Annotated in this window: 20 protein-coding genes and 1 rRNA gene (1 of these 21 running past the window's edge); 11 read left to right on the top strand and 10 right to left on the bottom strand. The window is 57.4% G+C overall.

Translation table 11 applies throughout. The features are described 5' to 3' along the window. On the top strand, positions 1–507 hold a 507-nt coding region (locus H035_RS0117295), incomplete at its 5' end, for an integrase core domain-containing protein (protein ID WP_026596773.1). A gap of 22 nt (positions 508–529) precedes the next feature. On the opposite strand, the gene H035_RS0117290 is transcribed toward H035_RS0117295, so the two are convergent. The 3 genes from H035_RS0117290 to H035_RS20560 are packed head-to-tail and all read right to left on the bottom strand — an operon-like array spanning position 530 to position 2,152. After that, positions 530–724 carry a type II toxin-antitoxin system HicA family toxin gene (locus H035_RS0117290; RefSeq protein ID WP_022950208.1) on the bottom strand — a complete coding sequence of 65 codons (195 nt, stop codon included), beginning with the start codon at positions 722–724 and terminating at the stop codon, positions 530–532. Beyond that, entirely contained in the window at positions 717–959 is a 243-nt protein-coding gene (locus H035_RS0117285; RefSeq protein WP_022950207.1) for a DUF1902 domain-containing protein, read from the bottom strand. The genes H035_RS0117290 and H035_RS0117285 overlap by 8 nt, the downstream gene beginning before the upstream one ends. Further along, positions 956–2,152, bottom strand: a complete 1,197-nt coding sequence (locus H035_RS20560) for a tyrosine-type recombinase/integrase (RefSeq protein ID WP_022950206.1) — start codon at positions 2,150–2,152, stop codon at positions 956–958. The genes H035_RS0117285 and H035_RS20560 overlap by 4 nt, the downstream gene beginning before the upstream one ends. Positions 2,153–3,150: 998 nt before the next feature. On the opposite strand from H035_RS20560, the gene H035_RS20555 reads away from it, so the two are divergent. From H035_RS20555 to H035_RS0117245, 7 genes are all read left to right on the top strand, one after another. Further along, a complete protein-coding gene (locus H035_RS20555; RefSeq protein ID WP_022950204.1) occupies positions 3,151–4,974 on the top strand; it encodes a sensor domain-containing diguanylate cyclase in 1,824 nt (607 codons plus the stop codon). 27 nt (positions 4,975–5,001) lie between these two features. Continuing rightward, positions 5,002–5,475, top strand: coding sequence for a putative molybdenum carrier protein (locus tag H035_RS0117270; protein ID WP_022950203.1), 474 nt, complete (start codon positions 5,002–5,004; stop codon positions 5,473–5,475). 208 nt (positions 5,476–5,683) lie between these two features. Then, positions 5,684–6,280, top strand: a complete 597-nt coding sequence (locus H035_RS20550) for a MarR family winged helix-turn-helix transcriptional regulator (protein ID WP_235044671.1) — start codon at positions 5,684–5,686, stop codon at positions 6,278–6,280. Beyond that, complete coding sequence (gene ectA, locus H035_RS0117260) at positions 6,281–6,799, top strand: diaminobutyrate acetyltransferase (RefSeq protein ID WP_022950201.1); 519 nt, start codon at positions 6,281–6,283, stop codon at positions 6,797–6,799. It begins immediately after the preceding gene. Positions 6,800–6,811: 12 nt separating this feature from the next. Further along, positions 6,812–8,089 carry a diaminobutyrate--2-oxoglutarate transaminase gene (gene ectB, locus H035_RS0117255; RefSeq protein ID WP_022950200.1) on the top strand — a complete coding sequence of 426 codons (1,278 nt, stop codon included), beginning with the start codon at positions 6,812–6,814 and terminating at the stop codon, positions 8,087–8,089. A gap of 3 nt (positions 8,090–8,092) precedes the next feature. Next, positions 8,093–8,485 (top strand): ectoine synthase, encoded by a 393-nt coding sequence (locus tag H035_RS0117250; protein WP_022950199.1) that lies wholly within the window; start codon positions 8,093–8,095, stop codon positions 8,483–8,485. Between the two features lie 55 nt (positions 8,486–8,540). After that, positions 8,541–9,497: a phytanoyl-CoA dioxygenase family protein gene (locus H035_RS0117245; protein ID WP_022950198.1), complete on the top strand. Its 957-nt coding sequence runs from the start codon at positions 8,541–8,543 to the stop codon at positions 9,495–9,497. A gap of 17 nt (positions 9,498–9,514) precedes the next feature. Here the strand turns inward: H035_RS0117245 and H035_RS0117240 are convergent, their stop codons facing one another. Further along, positions 9,515–10,360, bottom strand: a complete 846-nt coding sequence (locus H035_RS0117240) for an EcsC family protein (protein ID WP_022950197.1) — start codon at positions 10,358–10,360, stop codon at positions 9,515–9,517. A 15-nt stretch (positions 10,361–10,375) separates the two neighbouring features. On the opposite strand from H035_RS0117240, the gene H035_RS0117235 reads away from it, so the two are divergent. Further along, positions 10,376–11,065 (top strand): SOS response-associated peptidase, encoded by a 690-nt coding sequence (locus H035_RS0117235; protein WP_022950196.1) that lies wholly within the window; start codon positions 10,376–10,378, stop codon positions 11,063–11,065. Between the two features lie 13 nt (positions 11,066–11,078). Here H035_RS0117235 and H035_RS20545 read toward each other — a convergent pair whose 3' ends face one another. From H035_RS20545 to H035_RS0117220, 3 genes are all read right to left on the bottom strand, one after another. After that, a complete protein-coding gene (locus H035_RS20545; RefSeq protein ID WP_022950195.1) occupies positions 11,079–11,342 on the bottom strand; it encodes a WGR domain-containing protein in 264 nt (87 codons plus the stop codon). A 1-nt stretch (position 11,343) separates the two neighbouring features. Next, entirely contained in the window at positions 11,344–12,729 is a 1,386-nt protein-coding gene (gene ppnN / locus H035_RS0117225) for a nucleotide 5'-monophosphate nucleosidase PpnN (protein WP_022950194.1), read from the bottom strand. A gap of 626 nt (positions 12,730–13,355) precedes the next feature. Next, positions 13,356–13,802: a CBS domain-containing protein gene (locus tag H035_RS0117220; RefSeq protein ID WP_022950193.1), complete on the bottom strand. Its 447-nt coding sequence runs from the start codon at positions 13,800–13,802 to the stop codon at positions 13,356–13,358. Between the two features lie 54 nt (positions 13,803–13,856). On the opposite strand from H035_RS0117220, the gene H035_RS0117215 reads away from it, so the two are divergent. Both H035_RS0117215 and H035_RS0117210 read left to right on the top strand, forming a co-directional pair. Beyond that, on the top strand, positions 13,857–14,918 hold the full coding sequence (locus H035_RS0117215; protein ID WP_022950192.1) for a lipocalin-like domain-containing protein: 1,062 nt from the start codon (positions 13,857–13,859) through the stop codon (positions 14,916–14,918). Further along, a complete protein-coding gene (locus H035_RS0117210) occupies positions 14,915–16,336 on the top strand; it encodes a c-type cytochrome (protein ID WP_022950191.1) in 1,422 nt (473 codons plus the stop codon). Before H035_RS0117215 ends, H035_RS0117210 begins: the two co-directional genes overlap by 4 nt. Before the next feature lie 4 nt (positions 16,337–16,340). Here the strand turns inward: H035_RS0117210 and H035_RS0117205 are convergent, their stop codons facing one another. The 3 genes from H035_RS0117205 to rrf form a co-directional block, all read right to left on the bottom strand. Further along, entirely contained in the window at positions 16,341–18,851 is a 2,511-nt protein-coding gene (locus tag H035_RS0117205; RefSeq protein WP_022950190.1) for an FtsX-like permease family protein, read from the bottom strand. Beyond that, positions 18,848–19,528, bottom strand: coding sequence for an ABC transporter ATP-binding protein (locus H035_RS0117200; protein WP_022950189.1), 681 nt, complete (start codon positions 19,526–19,528; stop codon positions 18,848–18,850). The genes H035_RS0117205 and H035_RS0117200 overlap by 4 nt, the downstream gene beginning before the upstream one ends. Before the next feature lie 333 nt (positions 19,529–19,861). After that, a 5S ribosomal RNA gene (gene rrf / locus H035_RS0117195) occupies positions 19,862–19,879 on the bottom strand; it runs 97 nt beyond the window's last position.

The raw sequence follows: 19,879 nt of genomic DNA, 5'->3' as shown, positions 1-19,879 counted from the left end.
CTGTTTGTGGCCATCGATCGGGCCACGCGTTGGGTCTTTGTGCGTCTCTATCACAGCAAAAGCGCCCGCCATGCGCGGCATTTTCTGGCGGCGCTGGCCAAGACCGCGCCGTTTAAGATCGAAAAGATTCTTACCGATAACGGAAAAGAATTCACCGATCGCTTTGTCACCCGGGGTGAACGGACCCCGACCGGACAGCACGTCTTCGATCAACTGTGCACGGAACTGGGCATCGAGCATCGACTCATCCGCCCCAAAAGGCCTCAAACCAACGGCATGGTGGAGCGATTCAACGGGCGTATTGCCGATATCCTGCGTACGTATCATTTCCGCTCCGGAGAGGAACTGGAAACCACCCTTCGACGATACGTCTGGTTGTACAATCATCAAGTGCCTCAGAAAGCCTTGGGGCATATTCATCCAGTGCAAGCCCTGAAAAATTGGCAAAGGTCACACCCACACTTGTTTCATAAACGTGTCGTCAATCATCCGGGACACGACAGGTAATCGCCCTAGACGCGGCAAAAGGTCAAAACTGCTTTTCCAAGCCTGCTTGCTTGAGCACTGCGTTAGCGGTGTGGCGGGATTTGATCTTGCCATCCACCACGAAATGAATCTTGGTAATTGGACTGTGCCATATTTCGTGATCTCCGCGCCCCTGCCTGACAAACCGGCAGCCAGCTTCCAGCAGGATCTTTTTTAGGCGTGGAGTAAAATCAGCCATGCCGGCGCAGCCTCAATGCCTCGCTTCGTTCGCCGCGCAGGTGAAAAACGATTTCCTCATCCTCAAGAGCAAGTTGGTTAAGCTCCAGCAGCTCCGGGATGACCACCTTGAGTCGCCGCACCAAGTCCTCGATGGTCTCGGCCTCGATGGCCAGCCCCGGCACCTGGTCACTTGTGGCGGTCCACACTTCGGCCTCCTGATCCCATAGGGCCAGCACTTCGATGGGTGATTTCATGGTGCATCCTCTCTGATTTCAGAGTTCAAATTTATCACTTCGGCGGTATCGACTGCGCCAGAAGACTTCAGCACAAAATCCGTAATCTTCTGCATGGGCGCCCGCAGCCGCTCCACGTCGGCCACGATGTATCCGGCGGTCACGTCCGCGCCGGTGGCGTGGTTGAGCAGTCGCTTGAGGGCATAGGCGGGGATGTCCAGGCTTTCGGCGATGGTGGCGAAGGTACGCCGAAGGTCATGGATGCAGAATTTGACGCCGCTTATGGATTCGATCCGCCCTTGGGAGTATCGGAAATTGGACGATACGCGGCCAAGGTGATCGGCAAACACATAATCGGATTCGGCGAGCTGGCGGCGGTGTTGCAGCAGGTCGTGAAGATAGCCGCTCAACGGCAGCGTGTGCGGCCGCCGGGCCTTGGTGTCCTCGACGGTCAGCAGCCGGGCCTTCAAATCGATGTCGGCCCACGTCAAATGTTGCGCCTCGGATTTCCGCAAGCCAGTCAGAAGCACCAGGCGGAAGTAATCCCGGTGATTCAGATTGACGTGCTCGGTTGCCCGCCACCAGGGGGCAATCTCATGGGGCTTAATGACGGTGCGCCGCCGGTCGATTCGTTTCCATGCCCGGGTCAGGGTGAGACGGCCAACGGGGTTATTGGGCAGTATCGGCGACCCGTCTGGCTTGCTGTACCGGGCCATGCTGAAATTGAATATGGCGCGAAGGTAACGCATGGTCCTGTTCGCGCTCGCCGGTGATCGGTCGCATAATGCCCGGTATCTCCGCTCGATCATGTCTGGGGTGAGGGCGGCGATTTGTTTCTTCTGCCAGTCGGGGAGCCCCCACCTCATCATCTTCTTAACGTCGGCCCGGGTGCTGTCTTTCAGGTCGCGGATTTTCAGGTAATCGGCGGTGGCGGCCGCCAGGGTGACGGCCTCGGCTTCATCGCGCCGCTTTTCTTCTGCCGGGTCTCTGCCATCGGCGATTTGCCCGAGCAGTTTCCTTGCCTGGGCCCGGGCCTGCTCAACGGTGACGGCGGGGAATTTGCCGATGGTTACCGTTACCATCTTCCCTCGCTGCCGGTGCTGGAACTGAAAGCTTTTCGTTCCCGCTTGGGTCACTTGAACTCGAAGCCCCGGCGTCTTGGCATCGTAGATATACCGCCTTCCGGTTCTACGCGGTTCTACAGCTTCGAGCATCCGCTTTGTGAGAGTCCTTTTGTCCATGCCCTGATTTCGGTTCTACGCCGGTTCTACACCAGGCGGCGATTTCGGCGGGTTTAGGTAAACTTCGGGAAAAGCATAACCCCCTGATTTATTAATGTAAATATGCTTCGGTAAAACTCGGTAAAACCATGTTTCGGTGGACTGAAAATCCCCGTGTCGGCAGTTCGATTCTGTCCCTGGCCACCAAAATCAATAACTTCCGCTGATAAAATTTGGTCATTGTTCCGACTGTCTCAAATTTGTATCAGCAACTTCCTCTGAAACCACACTTGGCCCGGGAATGTTCCCCGCATACCGGGCCAAGTGTTGGCTTCCCCCGATCCGTAATGAAAAGACCGGTCCCTGGGTCGTGGATTTTTTCGCGGCTCCAGGGCGCTGGTTGAAATCGCGGCTTGAAAATGTAAGCGTGCCAACCGGGGATCTCCGCTTAAAACCAATGTAGATATATTATCTGCATTAGGTTATGGGAGTTCGCATCCCTGCGCCCATCAATGACACTCATCTGCACTATCCCCGCCTTTTGGCGCCGCGTCGAACGCACCCGGCCGAATTACGATCGCTACCGGCAGTGATTGGCGACCCATAGCATAGAGGTAGAAAGGCTCTAAAAAAGTTATCGACGTGGGTCGAGTCGGTATCCGTTCGCCTCCTCAATTCGTGGAATCGGTAGCCGGGCAAATCCATAGCCTCCGGCCGGATGGCGGCAATTTTGCGCACAAGCTTGCAGGAGGAAGGGAACACCATGAACTATTATTCAATAGATGGACATTTCCACATTTATTAGATTTATGAGTTCATCCCTTCAGCTTTTTGCGATATGGTTAACCTAGTCGTTAGAATTAAAAATAAAAAATTAAGGAAATATAAAAATAAAGCGTGAGAAACGCAAACATGAAAGTGACAAATCACACTCATTCAGCATGGAAAAGGTGAACGCGCCGCTTGAATCCATCATTGGGCTGGGTTGAAAAATGCACAGTGCGACTGGCAAACCGCGCCAGGTCAAATACGATCCGGAAAGCACCGTGGCTGCCGCGGTGAGAATCCGCTCGATTCTTTTGCTCCTGCTGAGCCTGATAGGCGGTTGCCCCGACGATTCCGCGTTCGCGGCGAAAGCGCCGATTCTCCTGGGCACGGAAAATAGCCAGCCGATCGGTCGTTCCGCGGACTGGTTCCAAGAGGGAGACGGACGTTTGACGATAGACGAGGCGGCGGCGGCTTATCGACGAGGTGCATTTTCGCCCGGTCGCTTGCCGGTGCTGACCTTCGGGATCGGAGCCGATCCGGTCTGGATCCGCTTCGCCGTGGAAAACCCCGGTACCGAAGCGCTCCGGCGGCGGATTTCGGTGGAATCGGGATGGATCGATTATTTCGATGTGTATTTCCGCCGAAACGACGAGACGGTGGCCGCTTTCCATCTAGGCGACCGAATGCCGTTCGAGCAGCGACCCGTCGATAGCCGGAACTTCGCCATCGACCACACCTTCGCGCCCGGAGTGAGCGAGGTCTTTTTGCGAGTCGAGACCCCTGATGCGATGGTTGTGCCCATTCACCTGGAGCGGCCCAAGCAGTGGACGCGGCGACACCAATGGCTGCACTACGGTTATGGCTTTCTGTACGGTTTCCTGTGCGCGCTGATGGCCTACAACGCCATGCTGTTCGTCGGTCTCCGAGAGACCCGCTATTTGCTCTATTCGATCTATCTGGGTATGTTTCTGCTGTTGAATCTTTCCTACACCAGTCACGCCTTCGCCTGGTTCTGGCCGAATTCGCCGATTTGGGCGCAATGGTCGCATTCGACACTGATATGGACCTACGCCTCGAGCGGCCTGGCATTCGCCCTGGATTTTCTGGAGATTCGCCGTCAATTCCCACGCCTTTACCGAGCCGTGATCGGCTACATCGCGGGGGGTGGGATATTATTAATCGCCACCGTTCTGTTCGAGCGCCAGCGCGATTCGCTGCTGCTGACGTTCACTTACGTTTTCCTGTTCAGCGTCATCATGGTGATGCTCGGAACCCTGTCCAATCGGGCGGGCGTGAAGCCGGCACGGTATTTCCTGGCGGCCGCCTTCTGCGCGATGGCCGGCGCGGCGTCGACGACCCTGTCCGTGTGGGGGGTGATTCCGTATAACGCCTGGACGTTCCGAGCGGTGGACATCGGTATGCTGCTGGACGCCACCTTGCTCGCCCTGGCGCTGACCTATCAATTCCGCCTGGCCCAGGAAAAACGCGCCCATGCGGAAGAACTGGCACGGTTGGACCCCCTGACCGGCGTCAACAACCGGCGCGCCTTCTACGACCTCAGCTCGCCGATCTGGAATATTTCGCTTCGCCACGGCCACGACCTCTCGGTGGTTCTGCTGGATCTCGATCACTTCAAACGGCTGAACGACAATCACGGCCATGCGGCGGGAGACGCGGTACTGAAGGCGGTGGCCAAAGTGCTGGGGGCAGTTGTCCGCGAACAGGACGTGATCGCCCGTTGGGGAGGCGAGGAATTCATCCTGTTGTTGCCCGAGACCGAGCTGAGCAGCGCGGCGGGGCTCGCCGAACGGCTGCGCGAAGCCATCGCCCGATCCCGTGTGGCGGTTAACGGCAGGCCGCTCGGAGTGACGGCGAGCGTCGGCGTCGCCAGCAAGCGCGAATGCCATAACAACCTCGAGGCCTTGATCACGGACGCTGACCACTGTCTTTACCAGGCCAAGGCGAACGGCCGCAATTGCATCGCCGTGGTCACGTCCGAGGATTCGATGGAAACCGACGGAACGGTCGCCATCGATAGCGTGACGTGACCGCCGACAGCGCGGCCGAGTAAAAAAATGGTTTATCTCCAGCGCATCGTGTCCGGCGGTCAAACCGGGGCCGATCGTGCGGCGCTGGACTGGGCGTTGGGGGCGAATATCGAACACGGCGGATGGTGTCCGCGCGGACGGCTCGCCGAGGACGACACCATTCCCCGGCGATACCGGCTCCAAGAAACGCCGTCGACCGATTATGCCCTGCGAACGGAATGGAACGTTCGCGATTCCGATGCGACCGTCATTCTGTCCCTCCATGAGGCCGTCGCCGGCGGCACCGCGCTCACCCGAAAGCACGCCCTGGCTTACCGGAAACCTTGGCTGCACGTTCACGCGGATATGGGCGTCCAAGTCGCCGCGGCGCGTCTGCGGGACTTCGTTTTGAAGCATGGCGTCGAGGTACTGAATGTGGCGGGACCGCGTGCTTCCGAAGAATCCGGAATAGGGCGATTCGTCGCCGAAGTGCTGGATACGGCATTTCCTCGGTACGGATAGTCCGCCGGGCTTGAGTGAGAATTTTACAGGCCCTCCGATACTTTTAATTCAAACTATTATCCTTCGAATGTCGAAGCAGGTTCAAACTGAAGCACATTCCCAGTCATGGCGATTTTTAGCGCTTCGACAGCTTGAAAAGCCCGCTTGCAAGCAAATCCACCGCTTGAAAAAATACTTCGTACCCATTACAATTATCGGACTTTATTAGATGAAAACGAGCAAGATGGGGTTTGAAAAAGAGATCAACGATCAAATTTTGATCTCCCTGCGCCGCATCGCCCAAGCGATCGATTTACACTCGAAACGTCTTGCCCAGGAATTCGGATTGACCGGCCCCCAAGTGGTGCTGCTCAGAGAATTGGCCCGTCAAGGGGAAATGCATGTGGCGGAGCTGGCGCAAAGCATTAGTCTCAGCCATGCCACGGTAACCGACATTTTGAACCGCCTGGAAAAGCGGGGCTTGATCAACCGCACCCGTTCCATCACGGATCGACGCCGGATTCTCGTCACACCCACGGAAGAGGCGGTGGCCTTGGTCAAAAAGTCGCCTCCCCTGCTGCAAGAACGATTTTTACAGCAGCTGACAAAACTCCACGACTGGGAACTCGCCCAGATTTTGTCCGTGTTGCAACGCATCGCCTTGATGATGGACGCCAAACAGGTCGACGCTTCCCCGCTGCTCGCCACCGGGCTGGTAACGGCGGACCCGGAGATAGATAATACCGACAAACATCGAAGAACCCGCTCCCCGGCACGCGGCCGGCAAGCCGAGGGCGACGTGAGTTGGAAAGGAGGAAACGAATAGATGCAAGGTGAAAACGAGCGTATTGTATTGCGACCGCCCAAGGTCGAAGATGGAACGGCCATCTGGCGACTGGTGCGCGATTCGGGGGTATTGGATCTTAATTCCACCTATTGTTATCTGCTGATGTGCAAGCACTTTGCCGATACCTGTGCCGTCGCCGAGTTCAACGGCGAGATCGTCGGCTTCGTCACCGCCTATCTGCCGCCCGACCAGCAGGACACGCTGTTTATCTGGCAAATCGGTATCGATGCCAGCATGCGCGGTCGAGGCCTGGCCACCCGCTTATTGCTGGAATTGCTAAAGCGGGACGTTTGCCGCGACATTCAATTCGTGGATGCCACCGTGGGACCGAGCAATCAGGCTTCCCGGGCGCTGTTCCACTCCTTGGCCAAACGCCTGAATACCGATTTGTCCGAGCATCCCTATTTCGAAGCGACGCTTTTCCCGAGCACCGATCACGAACCGGAGAACCTGCTTCATATCGGTCCATTTTCCCTTTCCCAACAGAACTTGAAGTAAAGGAATTTAATCATGCAAATCTTCGAAGAACTGGAGTCCAAAGTCAGGGGGTATATCCGCGCTTTTCCCGCCGTGTTCGATACTGCCCAAGGCGCTCACTTGTATGATGAAGAAGGAAAAAAGTACATCGATTTCTTTGCCGGCGCCGGGGTCCTGAACTACGGTCACAACAACCCCAAGATTAGCCAGGCGCTGATCGAGTACCTGCAGCGCGATGGAATCGTCCACGCCCTGGACAAGGCCACGGTGGCCAAAAGGAACTTCATGGAAAAATTTCGCGACACCATTCTGGCGCCGCGCAATATGCATTATAAAATACAGTTCACCGGGCCCACCGGCACCAATGCGACGGAAGCGGCGCTCAAACTGGCGCGCATGACCCAAAAGCGCTCCAACATAATCGCTTTCACCAACGCCTATCACGGCTTGACCATGGGGGCGATGGCAGTGACCGGCAACGCCTATTACCGGGACGAGTCCTACGGCGTGCGCTACAACAGCGATTTCATGCCCTACGACAATTACTTCGGCCCCGATGTCAACACCATCGATTACCTGCGCCGCTTCCTGTCCGATCAAAGCAGCGGCGTGGACCTGCCCGCGGCCATCATCACCGAGACCGTACAGGGCGAGGGCGGCATTCACGTGGCCAGCATCGAATGGCTGCAGCAATTGGAACAGGTTTGCCGCGAGTTCGAAATTCTGCTGATCGTCGACGACATTCAGGTGGGCAACGGCCGCACCGGCACCTTCTTCAGCTTCGAGCGCGCCGGGATCAAACCCGACATGGTCGCTCTGTCCAAGGCAATCGGCGGCGGGCTGCCCATGTCCCTTCTGCTGATGAAGCCGGAGCTGGACCAATGGCAACCCGGCGAACACACCGGTACCTTCCGCGGCAACAACCTGGCTTTCGTGGCCGCCACCAAGGCGCTGGAATACTGGGACGACGACGAGCTCGCCAAGGCCGTGAAGCACAAAGGCGCCATCATGGAGGCCGAGCTTAAAAGAATCGCCGAAAAATACGGCGACATCATCACCGACGTGCGCGGACTCGGCATGGTTTGGGGGCTGGAAAGCCTCAACTCCGGACTGCCCACGGATATCTCGGAAAGGGCTTTCAAAAAAGGTCTGGTGATCGAGCTTGCCGGCGCGGATGACCATGTACTCAAGTTCCTGCCGGCGCTGACCATCGATGAAGCGACCCTGCGCGAAGGACTCGCCATCATCGACGAATCCATCGGCGAACTATTGGCAGAAAAAAATTATCAAGGAACCACGGAGGCAAAATAAATCATGATCGTTCGACGTCTGCAAGAGATCATCGGCACGGAACGGGACGTAAAAGCGGAAAACGGCCATTGGGTCAGCCGGCGTTTTCTGCTGCGTGAAGACGCAATGGGTTTTTCTTTTCACGAAACGACCATTTTCGCCGGGACCGAAACCTATATTCACTATATCAACCACCTGGAAGCGGTGTATTGCGTGGGCGGCGAAGGTGAAATCGAGGATCTCGAAACCGGTCAAACACATAAAATCACCGACGGCACCATGTACGCGCTCAACCAACACGAGCGCCATTACTTGCGTGCCACGAAAGACCTAAGATTGATCTGCGTGTTCAATCCGGCTTTGACCGGTAACGAGGTTCACGACCGCGAAGGAGCCTACCCGCTGATCGAAGATTAAATTCCGCGCAGTACGGCTGCTTTACGAATTTGAATCGTCAATAAGGAGCATCCCGATGAGTAAAGCACAACGACTCGACGAGCGCGAAATCGGAACCAAGACCCGGGATCTTTATCCGACGCGAGGGACGCAAGAATACCTGACCGAGCGGATCGATCCCGTGGTCTACGGCGACGGGGAACCGAAAGGCGAACATAGCCTCACTCAGGAACAATTGGATTTCTATGAGCAAAACGGCTTTATCGTCGTGCCCGACGTATTTTCCCGCGCCGAGGTCGATACTTTCATCGGGGAATACCGAAAGCTGGCCGCGTCAGACAAGCTGCAAGACAGGGAAGAGCTGGTCATGGAGCCGGCCAGCAATCGGCCTCGCTCGATTTTCAGCCTGCACCGCTTCAGCGAGCTGTTCGCGCGTCTTGCCCGGGACCGAAGAATCTTGGATAAAATCGTCCAGATTCTCGACAGCGACGTTTATATCCACCACACCCGGATCAACATCAAGCGCCCCCTGAACGGCAAATCCTTTCCCTGGCATTCGGATTTCGAGACCTGGCACGCCGAGGACGGGGTTCCCCGCTGCCGGATTCTCAGCGCGTGGATCATGCTGACCGAGAACAATCAATTCAACGGGCCCTTGTTTCTTATTCCCGGCTCGCACAAATATTTCGTATCCTGTTCCGGTTTTACGCCCGAGAATAACCACAAGTATTCGCTGCGCAAGCAGGAATACGGGGTTCCCAACATGAAAACCCTGGAAAAACTCACTGCCGAGGGGGGAATGGCGGCTGCCCTGGGTTCGCCCGGCACCCTGATTCTGCACGAAGGCAATGTGATGCACGGTTCGGCGGACAATATTTCACCCGTGCCCCGAACCAATCTGTTTTTTGTCTACAACAGCGTCCGCAACGCCCCGGCGGAAAAACCGTTCGCCGCCCCCAAGTTCCGGCCTGAATTTCTCGCCAGCCGGGACTATTCGCCTTTGCGGCCGGTGGAAGGAACCAAGGGGCACTGAACCGCAAATCCCGAAGCTTAGCCGACTGAGCACAAGCCTTCATAGGTTTGTTGGATTCGGTCGCGGCCGTAAATCCGTTCCAGACGGCGGATGGTGAAATGGGCGTGGGCGGTTTTTTGGAAGTGGTCGATGAAAATCAGGTTCACCGTCGCGCCGCTGACCGCTCCCACCGCGGGGATCGCCTGCATGGCGAACTTCTGAGTGACCTGGATGCTGAAGCGCTGGGCGACGGCGTTGAGAAACCGAACCAAAGCCGGCGCGCCTTCCTTGGCCAAGCCCTTTCTCAACAGATGCTTGGCCGACTCTTCCAAACTTTTGGACAAAAACGCGCGCACCGCGTAATAGCCCGTGTCCGCCGCGTCATCGGCGCGGGACTTGCCGCCCAGCGCGAACACTTCCAAACACGCCAGCTTGGCACGGGGATCTTGCAAGTCTTCGCCGTGTTCGCGGGCGGTGGCGGCGATGGCGCGCAGCATCAGGGTGGCGGAAATAGGGAGTTCCACCGCCAAACTCGCGATGCCGAAGCTCCCTCCCACCGCACCGCTCAATCCCACCAGAAATTTATGCGAACGCTTGGGCACCCGTCTGGTGCTTTGGGCCGACAAGGTCAAGAGCGCGGCGTCCAAGGACCGATTGAGGGCTTCCCGGGTCAAGCGGGTGATCGGTTTGACCCAATCTTCCGGTAGATTGGCCAACGCTTTTTCCACCGGCATTCCGATATAATTGGACAGACGCGCGGCCAATCCCGGATTTTCCAGAAACCGCACCGCTTCCGCCAATTGCTGGTAATCCGAGGCCGCCAGTGGCGCCCGTTGCCATTGCACCGGTGGTTGTTCCGCGGGCAAAGCAATGATTTCGTTCATAATGTCTATCTCAGTATGTGTGGCCGATACTTTTTGACCGTCTCCGGGGAAGAAATACGCCGACGCTTCGGCTGTGTCAATGCGGTCGAGTGGCCGCCGCGCTACAACATCGCCCCGAGCCAGCCGATTCCCATGGCGATCACTCCGGACGACCCGGCGAGCGGAAGACGTCTGACCTTCGCCCGCTGGGGTTTGATCCCGTTCTGGTCCCGGGACGAATCGATCGGCAGGCGGCTGATCAACGCCCGCGCCGAAACCCTGGCCGAGCGCCCTGCGTTCCGGGAGGCTTTGCGTCGCCGCCGGTGCCTAATTCCGGCCGAAGGTTTCTATGAGTGGCAGCGGACCGAGCGCCGCAAACAAGCCTATGCCATCCGTCGCCGCGACGGGGATTTGATCGCTTTCGCCGGTTTGTGGGAAAGCTGGCGCCACCCCCGAAGCGGAGAAGAAATCGTCTCGTGCGTGATCATCACCACCGCCGCCAACCGGACGATTAGTCCCCTCCACCGACGGATGCCGGCCATTCTGGAGGAAAACGCCCGGGATGCGTGGCTCGATCCGACCGATACCTCCGCGCAAAATCTGCTCGCCCCCTGCGGGGACGCTATTTTGGAGATCCAGCCGGTCAGCGCTTACATCAATAATCCCCGCCACGACGATCCCCGCTGTTTGGAACCCCTCCACCCAAACGAAAGCTTATTCGGTTAGAAACTGACGACATTCATTCCAGATCCAAATGGCCTTTCAGCAGCAGTCGCTCGTAACCTCGCCGTCTTCGACTGCGATCGAGGCTCCGGAGCATCTCCCGTCCTTCCTCATGAGACCGACAAGGAACGTGCATCACCCGACCCAGTCTCCCGCCGCGCTGCCCCCACACCCGGGTCACCACCCAGTCGCCCCATAAATCCTGATGGAGATGGGCTTCGTAATAGCGGCTGTCTTTTTCCCAGCGCAATTTGATCCAATCCTGGAGCACCGAATCCATTTCACACCCGAATCAAGCGATAGGTCGGCTCATAATGCTCGGCCAGGCGCATCCGTTTCTGGGCGACCAGTTCGACCAACAGATTTTCCAGCGGCTCGAGTATCTTGCGATGGCCTCGAATTTCAAACGGACCCAACCGTTCCACTTGCGAGATTCCTTGCTCTTTGACGTTGGCGGCAACGATCCCGGAAAACGCCCGGCGCAGTTCCGCCGCCAATTCGTGGGACGGCAGCTCGGCCAACAGGCGCAATTCGGCCATACTGGCGTGGGTCGGTTCGAAAGGTCGCTGAAAAGCGGGATCGATCATCAAGCGCCAATTGAAATAGTAGGCGTCGTGAGTTCGGTGACGATAGCGATGGACCGCTTCCATACCGGCGCGCAGAGTACGCGCCACTTCCTCCGGATCGCCGATGATCACCCGATAATAGTCGCGGACTTTTTCTCCCAAGGTCGCTCGGAGAAATTCGTCGATGCGGTAAAAATATTCAGCGCTTTCCGCCGGACCGGTGAAAACCAGGGGATAAGGCAGATCGGCATTGGCCGGATGGAGGAGAATGCCCAAAATATAGAGAATTTCCTCGAACGTCCCCACCCCGCCGGGGAAAACCACGATCCCATGGCCGACTCGCACGAACGCTTCCAAGCGTTTTTCGATGTCGGGCATGATCACCAGGGAATTGACGATGGGATTGGGCGGTTCGGCGGCGATGATCCCCGGCTCCGAAATGCCCAGATAGCGCCCGCCCCGGACGCGCTGTTTGGCATGACCGATGGTCGCCCCTTTCATGGGACCCTTCATCGCGCCGGGACCGCAGCCGGTGCAAATGTTAAGGCCGCGCAGGCCCAACTCGTAACCGACCCGCTTGCTGTAATCGTATTCGGTCTCGCCGATCGCGTGACCGCCCCAGCATACCACCATGTCGGGCGGTTGCTGGGGGATCAAGACTTGCGCGTTGCGTAGAATATGAAACGCCGCATCGGTGATGTCGCTGGACTGGTTTAAATCGAACGACCCGCTTTCGATGACCTGTTGATTGGTGTAGACGATATCGCGCAATACCGCGAACAAATGCTCCCGGATCCCCCGGATCATCCGGCCGTCGACGAAGGCCGAAGCGGGTGCGTTGATCAACTCCAGTTTGATGCCTCGTTCCTGCTCGCGAATATGAATGGCGAAATTTCGGTATTGCTCGAAGACCGCTTTGGAGTTGTCCACCACGTTGCCGCTGTTGAGCACCGCCAAGGCGCACTTTCGGAAAGTCTCGAATAATTCGGTATGGGCGCTGTCGAGCAGGTGGCTGATTTCCTTCTTGGAAAGCAGTTCCAAAGTGCCCTCGGGAACGATTTGTACAGGTCCCGAAACCAGGGGAGGGGAACTCTCTTTCATGGGGTGACTCCTTAACTGACCTATCGATCACCGAGCAACCAAGCCGGCAACGTAAAGGGAAACAATTGCTATCGTACGCCGATATTTTCAACAACTTGTGGATAACTTTGTGGAAAAAGTGCACATAAACGGGTGAACTATCCACACTTCATCCGGAAAGTTATTTTTTTTATAATTAAATCAAATAGTTGAAATTATCAATCCATTTTCATTTTCTGTGGATAACTTGCGGAAATCATGAGCTGATCTCTGTTTGGAACGGGATTCGAATTTTTTGAATACAATATCCACATTTCCTGTGGATAAGTTTGTGAATAAATTGCTGATAGTTGGCTCTAGCGGGCGTCTTTTCTGGACTGTCTTCAAATTGTAAAAAAATTTACCAAGCACCTAAAAAACACGAGCAATCAATCACTTGAAAAAAGTCAAGAAACAATACGTAGACCTTCCAATCGTCTTGACAAGCTGTTTTTCACAATATTTTGAAATTGTGCATAACTTCCCGGACCAAGCGCCGATGAGCTTGCTTCGGGGCAGATCTCAGCAAGACAAATCGGCAAAGAAGCCGATTGGGACGCACACCATAGCGTATTCAGCGGCTTTGGCTCGGCGATTAGCAACAATCGCTAACTTTGTCGGTTTTCCCGTCGTCTTTCCCGCGCCGTCACCGCGGCCAAATCGCGCAATTGTTCCGCCAACAAATCGATCAAATCGTCCAAGGCGACGATGCCCACCAATTCCCCCTCCGTATTCACGACGGGCAAACGACGGATGCCGAGGCCGCGCATTCGCTCGGCGCAGGGATAGGTTTCCTCACCTTCATTGACGGTTTCCACCCCCGCGCTCATCACATCGGCCACGTTTAAACGGGAAGGATCCAGTTTCCCGGCCAGCACTTTGACCACCATATCGCGGTCGGTCAAAATTCCCACCGGAACCCTTTGTCCCTCTCGCTCCTCGACCACCACCACGTCTCCCACGTGATGTTGGCGCATCAATTGGGCGGCGACGATCACGTTCTCGTCTTTATGCACGATCACCACTTCTCGATTGCAGATTTCACCGATCGTCATCGTTTCTCTCCCCGAACATTTTATCTCTATCGCGATCCAAGATATGCTTGAACCATGATGCGGTGGTTTCTCGTGGTCATCGTGACCCTGATGGTTGGTTTGATCTTCGTAGAATTCAGGCCGAAACGTCCGGTGGCGGAGCAGACCCCGGTCCTCGCCCGGTGGGTGGATTGGGATGCGTTTCCGCCGCTGCCCGATCGTCCTTTACGCTTTCCCCGCGATCATGGCGGACACGCCGAGGCCCCGCTGGAAACCTGGCAACTCCAAGGCATCCTCACCACCTCCACCGGAAAGCGCCTGGGCTTTCAACTGCACATTTTCGCCCTGGGCCTCCGGCCGGGCGCTCCCCAACGCCCATCGGCGTGGGCAAGTCACCGCTATTTTCTGGCCTATTTTACGCGAACCGACCCCGATGCAAAGACGTTCCATGTCGAACGCCGTTACCAGCGGGCCGCCCTCGGATTGAGCGGTGCGGCGGAAGATCGGGTCTGGGTGGACGATTGGATATGGGAATTTAATTCGGATCGGCTACGGTTTAAAGCCGGTCAACGAGGGAATTACTTGAAACTCGCGTTGAAAATATCCAACCCGCCGATCGCCCCTCCGGATAACCCCGCCAATCTCCGCGTTTATCAATTCCCACAAATAAGCGTCCAAGGCAGCTGGGGAAAAGAGCCGGTTTCCGGCAACGTCTGGCTACAACACGCATGGGGAGCCATCCCCTTACCCGGCGGCCCGGTGAGCTTGCACCGCTTTCAGCTGCAAATGGAAAAGGGGGGCAATCTTCTCTGCCTTCAACTCCAGCGCTCCGACACCGCTATTCCCGGCCCCGTCCAATGTTTCTGGACAGAACGGGGGGAAGCGCAAAAACGCCTGACCGAGGTTCGGATCACGCCCATTTCCCGATGGCGCAGCCCCGAGGGACAAATCTATCCCATCGCCTGGCGTCTGGAGAGCTCTCTCCTCGACTTGGATATCGAGGCAGTCCTCCCCGATCAGCGCATCGGCGGAGCGCTGCCTTTTTGGAGCGGCTGGGTCCGGGTACGGGGAAGAGGAGGACAGGGAGGCGAGGGTTTCGTACAGATTATCGGCCGGACAGAGGAGGTGGAATCATGATGCGTATCTGGCTTGGAAATCGCTTTGCGCCCACCCTTTTTTACGTTGGGGTGATACTGATCGGCAGCGCCTGTCAACAGGAGGATCAACCCACTTACTCGTCCTTGGGACCGATCCCCCCTTCGCCTCAACGCGCCGGCGATCCGGCCCGGGGACGCGAGGCGCTCCTCAACGAGCCTTATATTACCTGCGGAATGCCGGAAACGGCCTATCGCAAAATCGCCCCCGAGCCCCCGCCCGAAACCTTGCTGGCCGAACGCCGCGGGCGCAACGCCGAATTGCCCTATTATTTGACCCATTACCGAACCCCGGACGGCGTGGATTTGGTGGTTTCCAACTGTCTCAACTGCCACGCGGCCTTCATCGCCGACCGCTTTATTATAGGGCTGGGCAACGAACAGCGGGATTTCACCGGGGATTCGCGCGTAAGCGTGGAAAGCGTCGGCCTGTATTTGAGCGATCCCGAGGAAATCGAACACTGGCGCCGCTGGGCCGATATCATCACCGCCGTGGCTCCGTATATGATGACCGATACCGTAGGTGTCAATCCGGCCATCAATCTCACCTTGGCGCTGATGGCCCACCGCGATCCCGTCACCTTGGACTGGTCCGCTGAACCTTTGATGGAACCGCCGCCGGAAAACCCTCTGCCGGTAAGTGTGCCGCCTTGGTGGCGCTTGGCCAAGAAAAACGCCCTGTATAACACCTCGGAAGGGCGGGGCGACCACGCCCGGGCGATGATGCTGGGGGCGATCCTTTGTGCCAACGATGTGGAAACCCTCGAAAAGATCGATCGCTATGCCCCCGACATTCGGGCCTTTTTCGCCAGCATCGAGCCGCCCTCATTCCCCTGGTCGATCGACAACGAATTGGCACTGGAGGGCCAAACCGTCTTCGAAACCCATTGCAGCGCTTGCCACGGCACTTACGGGGAGAACGACCGCTACCCCAACCTGGTGGTGGGTTTGGACGTCGTGGGTACCGATCCGCTCCAGGCCCGGTCTGCCACCGACGGCAGCAGCGATCGCTTCATCAAATGGTTCAACCGCTCCTTTTTCGGCCGGTTGAGTCGGGCCGCCCCGGCCCCGGGCTACGTGCCGCCGCCCTTGGACGGCATCTGGGCCACCGCGCCCTTTCTGCACAACGGTTCCATTCCGACCCTGGCGGCGCTGCTGGACAGCCGAATTCGGCCCACCTATTGGGTGCGCAGTTTCGACCGCGACGACTATGACCCGAGTACGGTCGGCTGGCGGTATCGCGAGCTTTCCTACGGCAAGCCAGCCGCCCGCGACGAAACCGAGCGCAAGCGGCTGTACGACACCACCTTGCCGGGTTATTCCAATGCGGGCCATACCTTCGGAGACGACCTGACCGATCGCCAACGGAAGGCATTGTTGGAATACTTGAAAACCCTGTGAAACCTCATTCGCAGCGCAGCGCTTCGGCGGGATGGGTGCGGGCCATCTTCCAGGCGGGATACAATCCGGCCAGCAACCCCGCCAACAAGGCCAAGAACACCCCTTGGAAGAGGGGTTCCCAATTCAAGCTCATGGACAAGGTCCAGCCGAAAGCCCGCCGGTTGATCACCTCGGTCAGAATGCCGCCGATCAGGATTCCGGTCGGGCAAGCCAAAACCCCGGCGATCCCCGCCAACAGTCCCGTCTCCGCCAAGACCTGAGTCCACAATTGGGCCGGCGTCAATCCCAGCGCCCGAACCACGCCCAACTCGTGGGTGCGTTCCAGCTGCAGCGCCAACAAGGCACTGAATACGCCGACGAAGGCCACCGCCGTGGCCAGCCAGCGCAGCACAGCGGTCACCGCAAAGGCTTGGTCGAATATTTCCATGGACATTCGAAGGAGCGCCCGGTTGTCGAGGATTTCCAGATCGGTGCCCGGATTTAAAGCGCGAATGCGCCGATCGACGACGTCGACATCCGCTTCGGATGTCAGATAGACCCAGTAAGTGGAAACCCCCGGATCGTCCCAGAACCGATCATAGGTGGCTCGGCTCATGGCGACGATGCCCCGACCCGCGTTGTAATCCTCGTAGACCGCGATGACCGAGAATTGGCGAACGCTGCGAGCAGTGGGCAAGAATAGGCTTTCACCGGCGTGGATGCCGTTGAGATTGGCAAACGCTTCCGACACCATGACCCCCTGATGGGATTGAAAAGCCGGCCAGGGATTGTCCCCGGCTGTTTCCACCAGTTCGAAGGTGGCAAACGCCGCAGGAGAAAGGTCATACGCGTTGATGCGGAGAAAGCCTTGGTCGGTGGTCTGACGCAGGTAGCGGACACTCCCCACATCAACCACACCGGGAAGCTCGGCGATTCGATCGCCGAGCTCGTCGGGAAGGGGAGAGCGGTCGCCACTACCCGGGCGATAAACATAGAAGTCGGCATCCAAGCGCTGTTCAAGCCAGCTCGCCACCGAATCCCGGAAACTTTGAATCATCAGGGTCATCCCGAGGGTGGTGGCGATGGCCACCATCAGGGCCGCCGCAGCCACCCCGGTCCGACTCAAGGAAGCGACTACCGAGCGAACCGGCATCCTTCCCGCTACACCGAACAAGCAACCACCGACAGGCTGCAGAAATCCGCAAAATCCCCATGTCATGAGCGGGACCAAGAAGGCACACCCCAAAACCATCGCCGTTAGGGCGAGGAGACCGCTTACCAAGCTGTCGGAAAAGCGAAGCAGACCCCATCCCGAAATCAGCAGGATCAATCCCCCCAAGGCGACTCCCCCTACCCGCCGGCGGTTTCGACTCTCCTGGAGCGAGCGGGACATCACCGTCACCGGCTGAACTCGGGAGGCCTCCACGGCCGGTTTCCACGCCGCCGCCAAGGTGGCGCCCACCCCCAGGAGAAACCCCTTGGCCAACAACCCGGGCGACAATGTCAATTCCGCGGTGGGAAGGGGAAAATACACATCGTTGAGGGTTCGAGCCAACAAGGCCAACATAAGCCGTCCCAAAAAAATGCCCGCCGCCAGTCCCAGTAAACTTCCCACCCCCCCCAAAAATGCCGTCTCCCACAGCACCTGGGCCTGGATCTCCCTTCGCGTCACTCCCAAGACTCTAAGGATTCCAAATAAACGGCGGCGCTGGACGGTCATGAAACCGATCATGTTATAAATCAGAAATATTCCCACCAGCAGCGACAATAGGCTAAGGGCGGTCAAATTGGTATAAAAGGCCTCCGTCATGCGTTGTACCGAAACGCTGCCCGCCTCCCGGGTCATCCATTCCACCCCGGTCGGCAGCAGCGCTTTCAGTGCTTGAATTTCGGCGGGATCGGAGGCAATCACATCGATGGCAGTCAAATGTCCCGATGCCTGGAATATCTCCTGGGCGGTGGCCAGATCGGCAATCAGGGTTAAGCCCGGGGAACGCCGTTCGGATTCGAACCAGCCGACCGGCTTCAGGCTAAAGTGCACACTGCCGGCACGGACATCCAAGCCATGATCCAGCGCGAGTCCCAGCGCTTCCCCGGTCTTGCGATCCGACAATACGGCTCCGGGTTCCAACAGCAACCGACGCCAGATAGCAGCGGAAATTTCTCCTTTACCATCCATCCAAGCCGGAGCGAAACGAAGTTCGGCCAAAGGGTCGACACCCACCAATTTTAGACTGCGGCCGCTTTCAAGCAATACCACCGAACCTTCCAACACCGGTCTCAAAGACGCGAAACCGGCTCGGCGCAGATCGCGGTACAGGGAATCGGGCACGCCCCCGGGTGCGGTAATCCGATGAGTCGCCCGGCCGAACAAGGCTTCCGTGGCCCGCTGGAAGGACTGCAGTGCGCTGGATTTGGCCAGATCGACGGAAACCACCACCGCGACTCCCAACAGGACACCTAACAAGGCCAGGAGAAGCTGCCAAGGATGGCGCGTCAGGAACCGGGCGCCAGCCTGCCACAACAAGGAATTCATGAAGCCCGGGTTGTCAAACGACCCTTGCCGATGGCGAGGGTGCGATCGGCCAATCCCACAACCTCCCGGCTATGGGTCGCCATGATCAAGGTGCGGCCGCGTTCGCGTACCACGGTATCGAGGATTTCGAGTACCTCGCCACCGGTCTCCAAGTCCAAATTGCCGGTGGGTTCGTCGGCGAGAATGATTTCGGGATCGTGGATCAAAGCGCGGGCGATCGCCACGCGTTGTTGCTCGCCTCCCGACAAACGGTCGGGGAAAGTATTGCCGCGGCCCTCCAATCCCAGCCGGGAGAGGAGAGCGAGAGATTCAATCCGAGCGTTTTTTCCCGACGATCCATTGAGTTCCAAAGGCAGCAGCACGTTTTCCAACGCCGTCAAAGTGGGAATGAGATTGAACTGTTGAAACACGAACCCCAAATGACGCCGCCTGAACAATGTACGCTTCCGCTCGGACAGACGGCTGAGGGGATGTTGCCATACCTCGATCTCCCCCCGGTCGGGAATATCGATACCAGAGATCAAATTAAGCAAAGTCGATTTTCCCGAACCGCTCCGGCCCAACAGAACCACGAATTCCCCCGCCGGAATGCGTAGATCCAGATCCCTGAAAATCCAGTGCCTGCGACCTGCCTCGAGATAGGATTTGCCCAATTGTTGGAGCCTGACTGCAATCATGAATATGCTCGAGAAACCGGCTGAATGACCTATCCTTGGAAAGAAAACCCATTTAGGAGCCATTTGGTGGAACCCTCTGCCACCCAATCCAAAATTATACTGGGTCATTTGCAAGAGGAGGGGATTAAAAAATCGATCAGGCCCAGTTGACCGCCGTCCACCAAGCAGACATCTCGGCCATTTGCGGCAAGCCTTTCGAACCGGAGAATCTGAAGGCGATGATCTTACCAACTTTTGGATTAAACGGGATCGATAGCAGGGGAGGGGGGATATTAACAACGCGCAAAAGAAAACCCCCTAAGGGGGCTGTCCTTAGGGGGTTTTGGGATAGGTGCCTGGCGGTGCCCTACT

Origin of the sequence: Methylohalobius crimeensis 10Ki, from assembly GCF_000421465.1 — a bacterium.
In the GTDB taxonomy this organism is placed as follows: Bacteria; Pseudomonadota; Gammaproteobacteria; order Methylococcales; family Methylothermaceae; genus Methylohalobius; species Methylohalobius crimeensis.
Note: the sequence above shows the minus strand (reverse complement) of the source record. Positions and strands in the feature narration are given on the sequence as shown.

Bases quoted from the DNA above. Each gene is read 5' to 3' on its own strand.
- H035_RS0117235 (WP_022950196.1), top strand. From the start codon at position 10,376: ATGTGTGGCCGATACTTTTTGACCGTCTCCGGGGAAGAAATACGCCGA.
- H035_RS0117205 (WP_022950190.1), bottom strand. From the start codon at position 18,851: ATGAATTCCTTGTTGTGGCAGGCTGGCGCCCGGTTCCTGACGCGCCAT.
- H035_RS0117290 (WP_022950208.1), bottom strand. From the start codon at position 724: ATGGCTGATTTTACTCCACGCCTAAAAAAGATCCTGCTGGAAGCTGGC.
- ectA (WP_022950201.1), top strand. From the start codon at position 6,281: ATGCAAGGTGAAAACGAGCGTATTGTATTGCGACCGCCCAAGGTCGAA.
- H035_RS20560 (WP_022950206.1), bottom strand. From the start codon at position 2,152: ATGCTCGAAGCTGTAGAACCGCGTAGAACCGGAAGGCGGTATATCTAC.
- ectB (WP_022950200.1), top strand. From the start codon at position 6,812: ATGCAAATCTTCGAAGAACTGGAGTCCAAAGTCAGGGGGTATATCCGC.
- H035_RS0117215 (WP_022950192.1), top strand. From the start codon at position 13,857: ATGATGCGGTGGTTTCTCGTGGTCATCGTGACCCTGATGGTTGGTTTG.
- H035_RS0117220 (WP_022950193.1), bottom strand. From the start codon at position 13,802: ATGACGATCGGTGAAATCTGCAATCGAGAAGTGGTGATCGTGCATAAA.
- H035_RS0117250 (WP_022950199.1), top strand. From the start codon at position 8,093: ATGATCGTTCGACGTCTGCAAGAGATCATCGGCACGGAACGGGACGTA.
- H035_RS0117240 (WP_022950197.1), bottom strand. From the start codon at position 10,360: ATGAACGAAATCATTGCTTTGCCCGCGGAACAACCACCGGTGCAATGG.
- H035_RS0117245 (WP_022950198.1), top strand. From the start codon at position 8,541: ATGAGTAAAGCACAACGACTCGACGAGCGCGAAATCGGAACCAAGACC.
- H035_RS20550 (WP_235044671.1), top strand. From the start codon at position 5,684: ATGAAAACGAGCAAGATGGGGTTTGAAAAAGAGATCAACGATCAAATT.
- H035_RS0117270 (WP_022950203.1), top strand. From the start codon at position 5,002: ATGGTTTATCTCCAGCGCATCGTGTCCGGCGGTCAAACCGGGGCCGAT.
- H035_RS20545 (WP_022950195.1), bottom strand. From the start codon at position 11,342: ATGGATTCGGTGCTCCAGGATTGGATCAAATTGCGCTGGGAAAAAGAC.
- H035_RS0117210 (WP_022950191.1), top strand. From the start codon at position 14,915: ATGATGCGTATCTGGCTTGGAAATCGCTTTGCGCCCACCCTTTTTTAC.
- H035_RS0117285 (WP_022950207.1), bottom strand. From the start codon at position 959: ATGAAATCACCCATCGAAGTGCTGGCCCTATGGGATCAGGAGGCCGAA.
- ppnN (WP_022950194.1), bottom strand. From the start codon at position 12,729: ATGAAAGAGAGTTCCCCTCCCCTGGTTTCGGGACCTGTACAAATCGTT.
- H035_RS0117200 (WP_022950189.1), bottom strand. From the start codon at position 19,528: ATGATTGCAGTCAGGCTCCAACAATTGGGCAAATCCTATCTCGAGGCA.
- H035_RS20555 (WP_022950204.1), top strand. From the start codon at position 3,151: ATGCACAGTGCGACTGGCAAACCGCGCCAGGTCAAATACGATCCGGAA.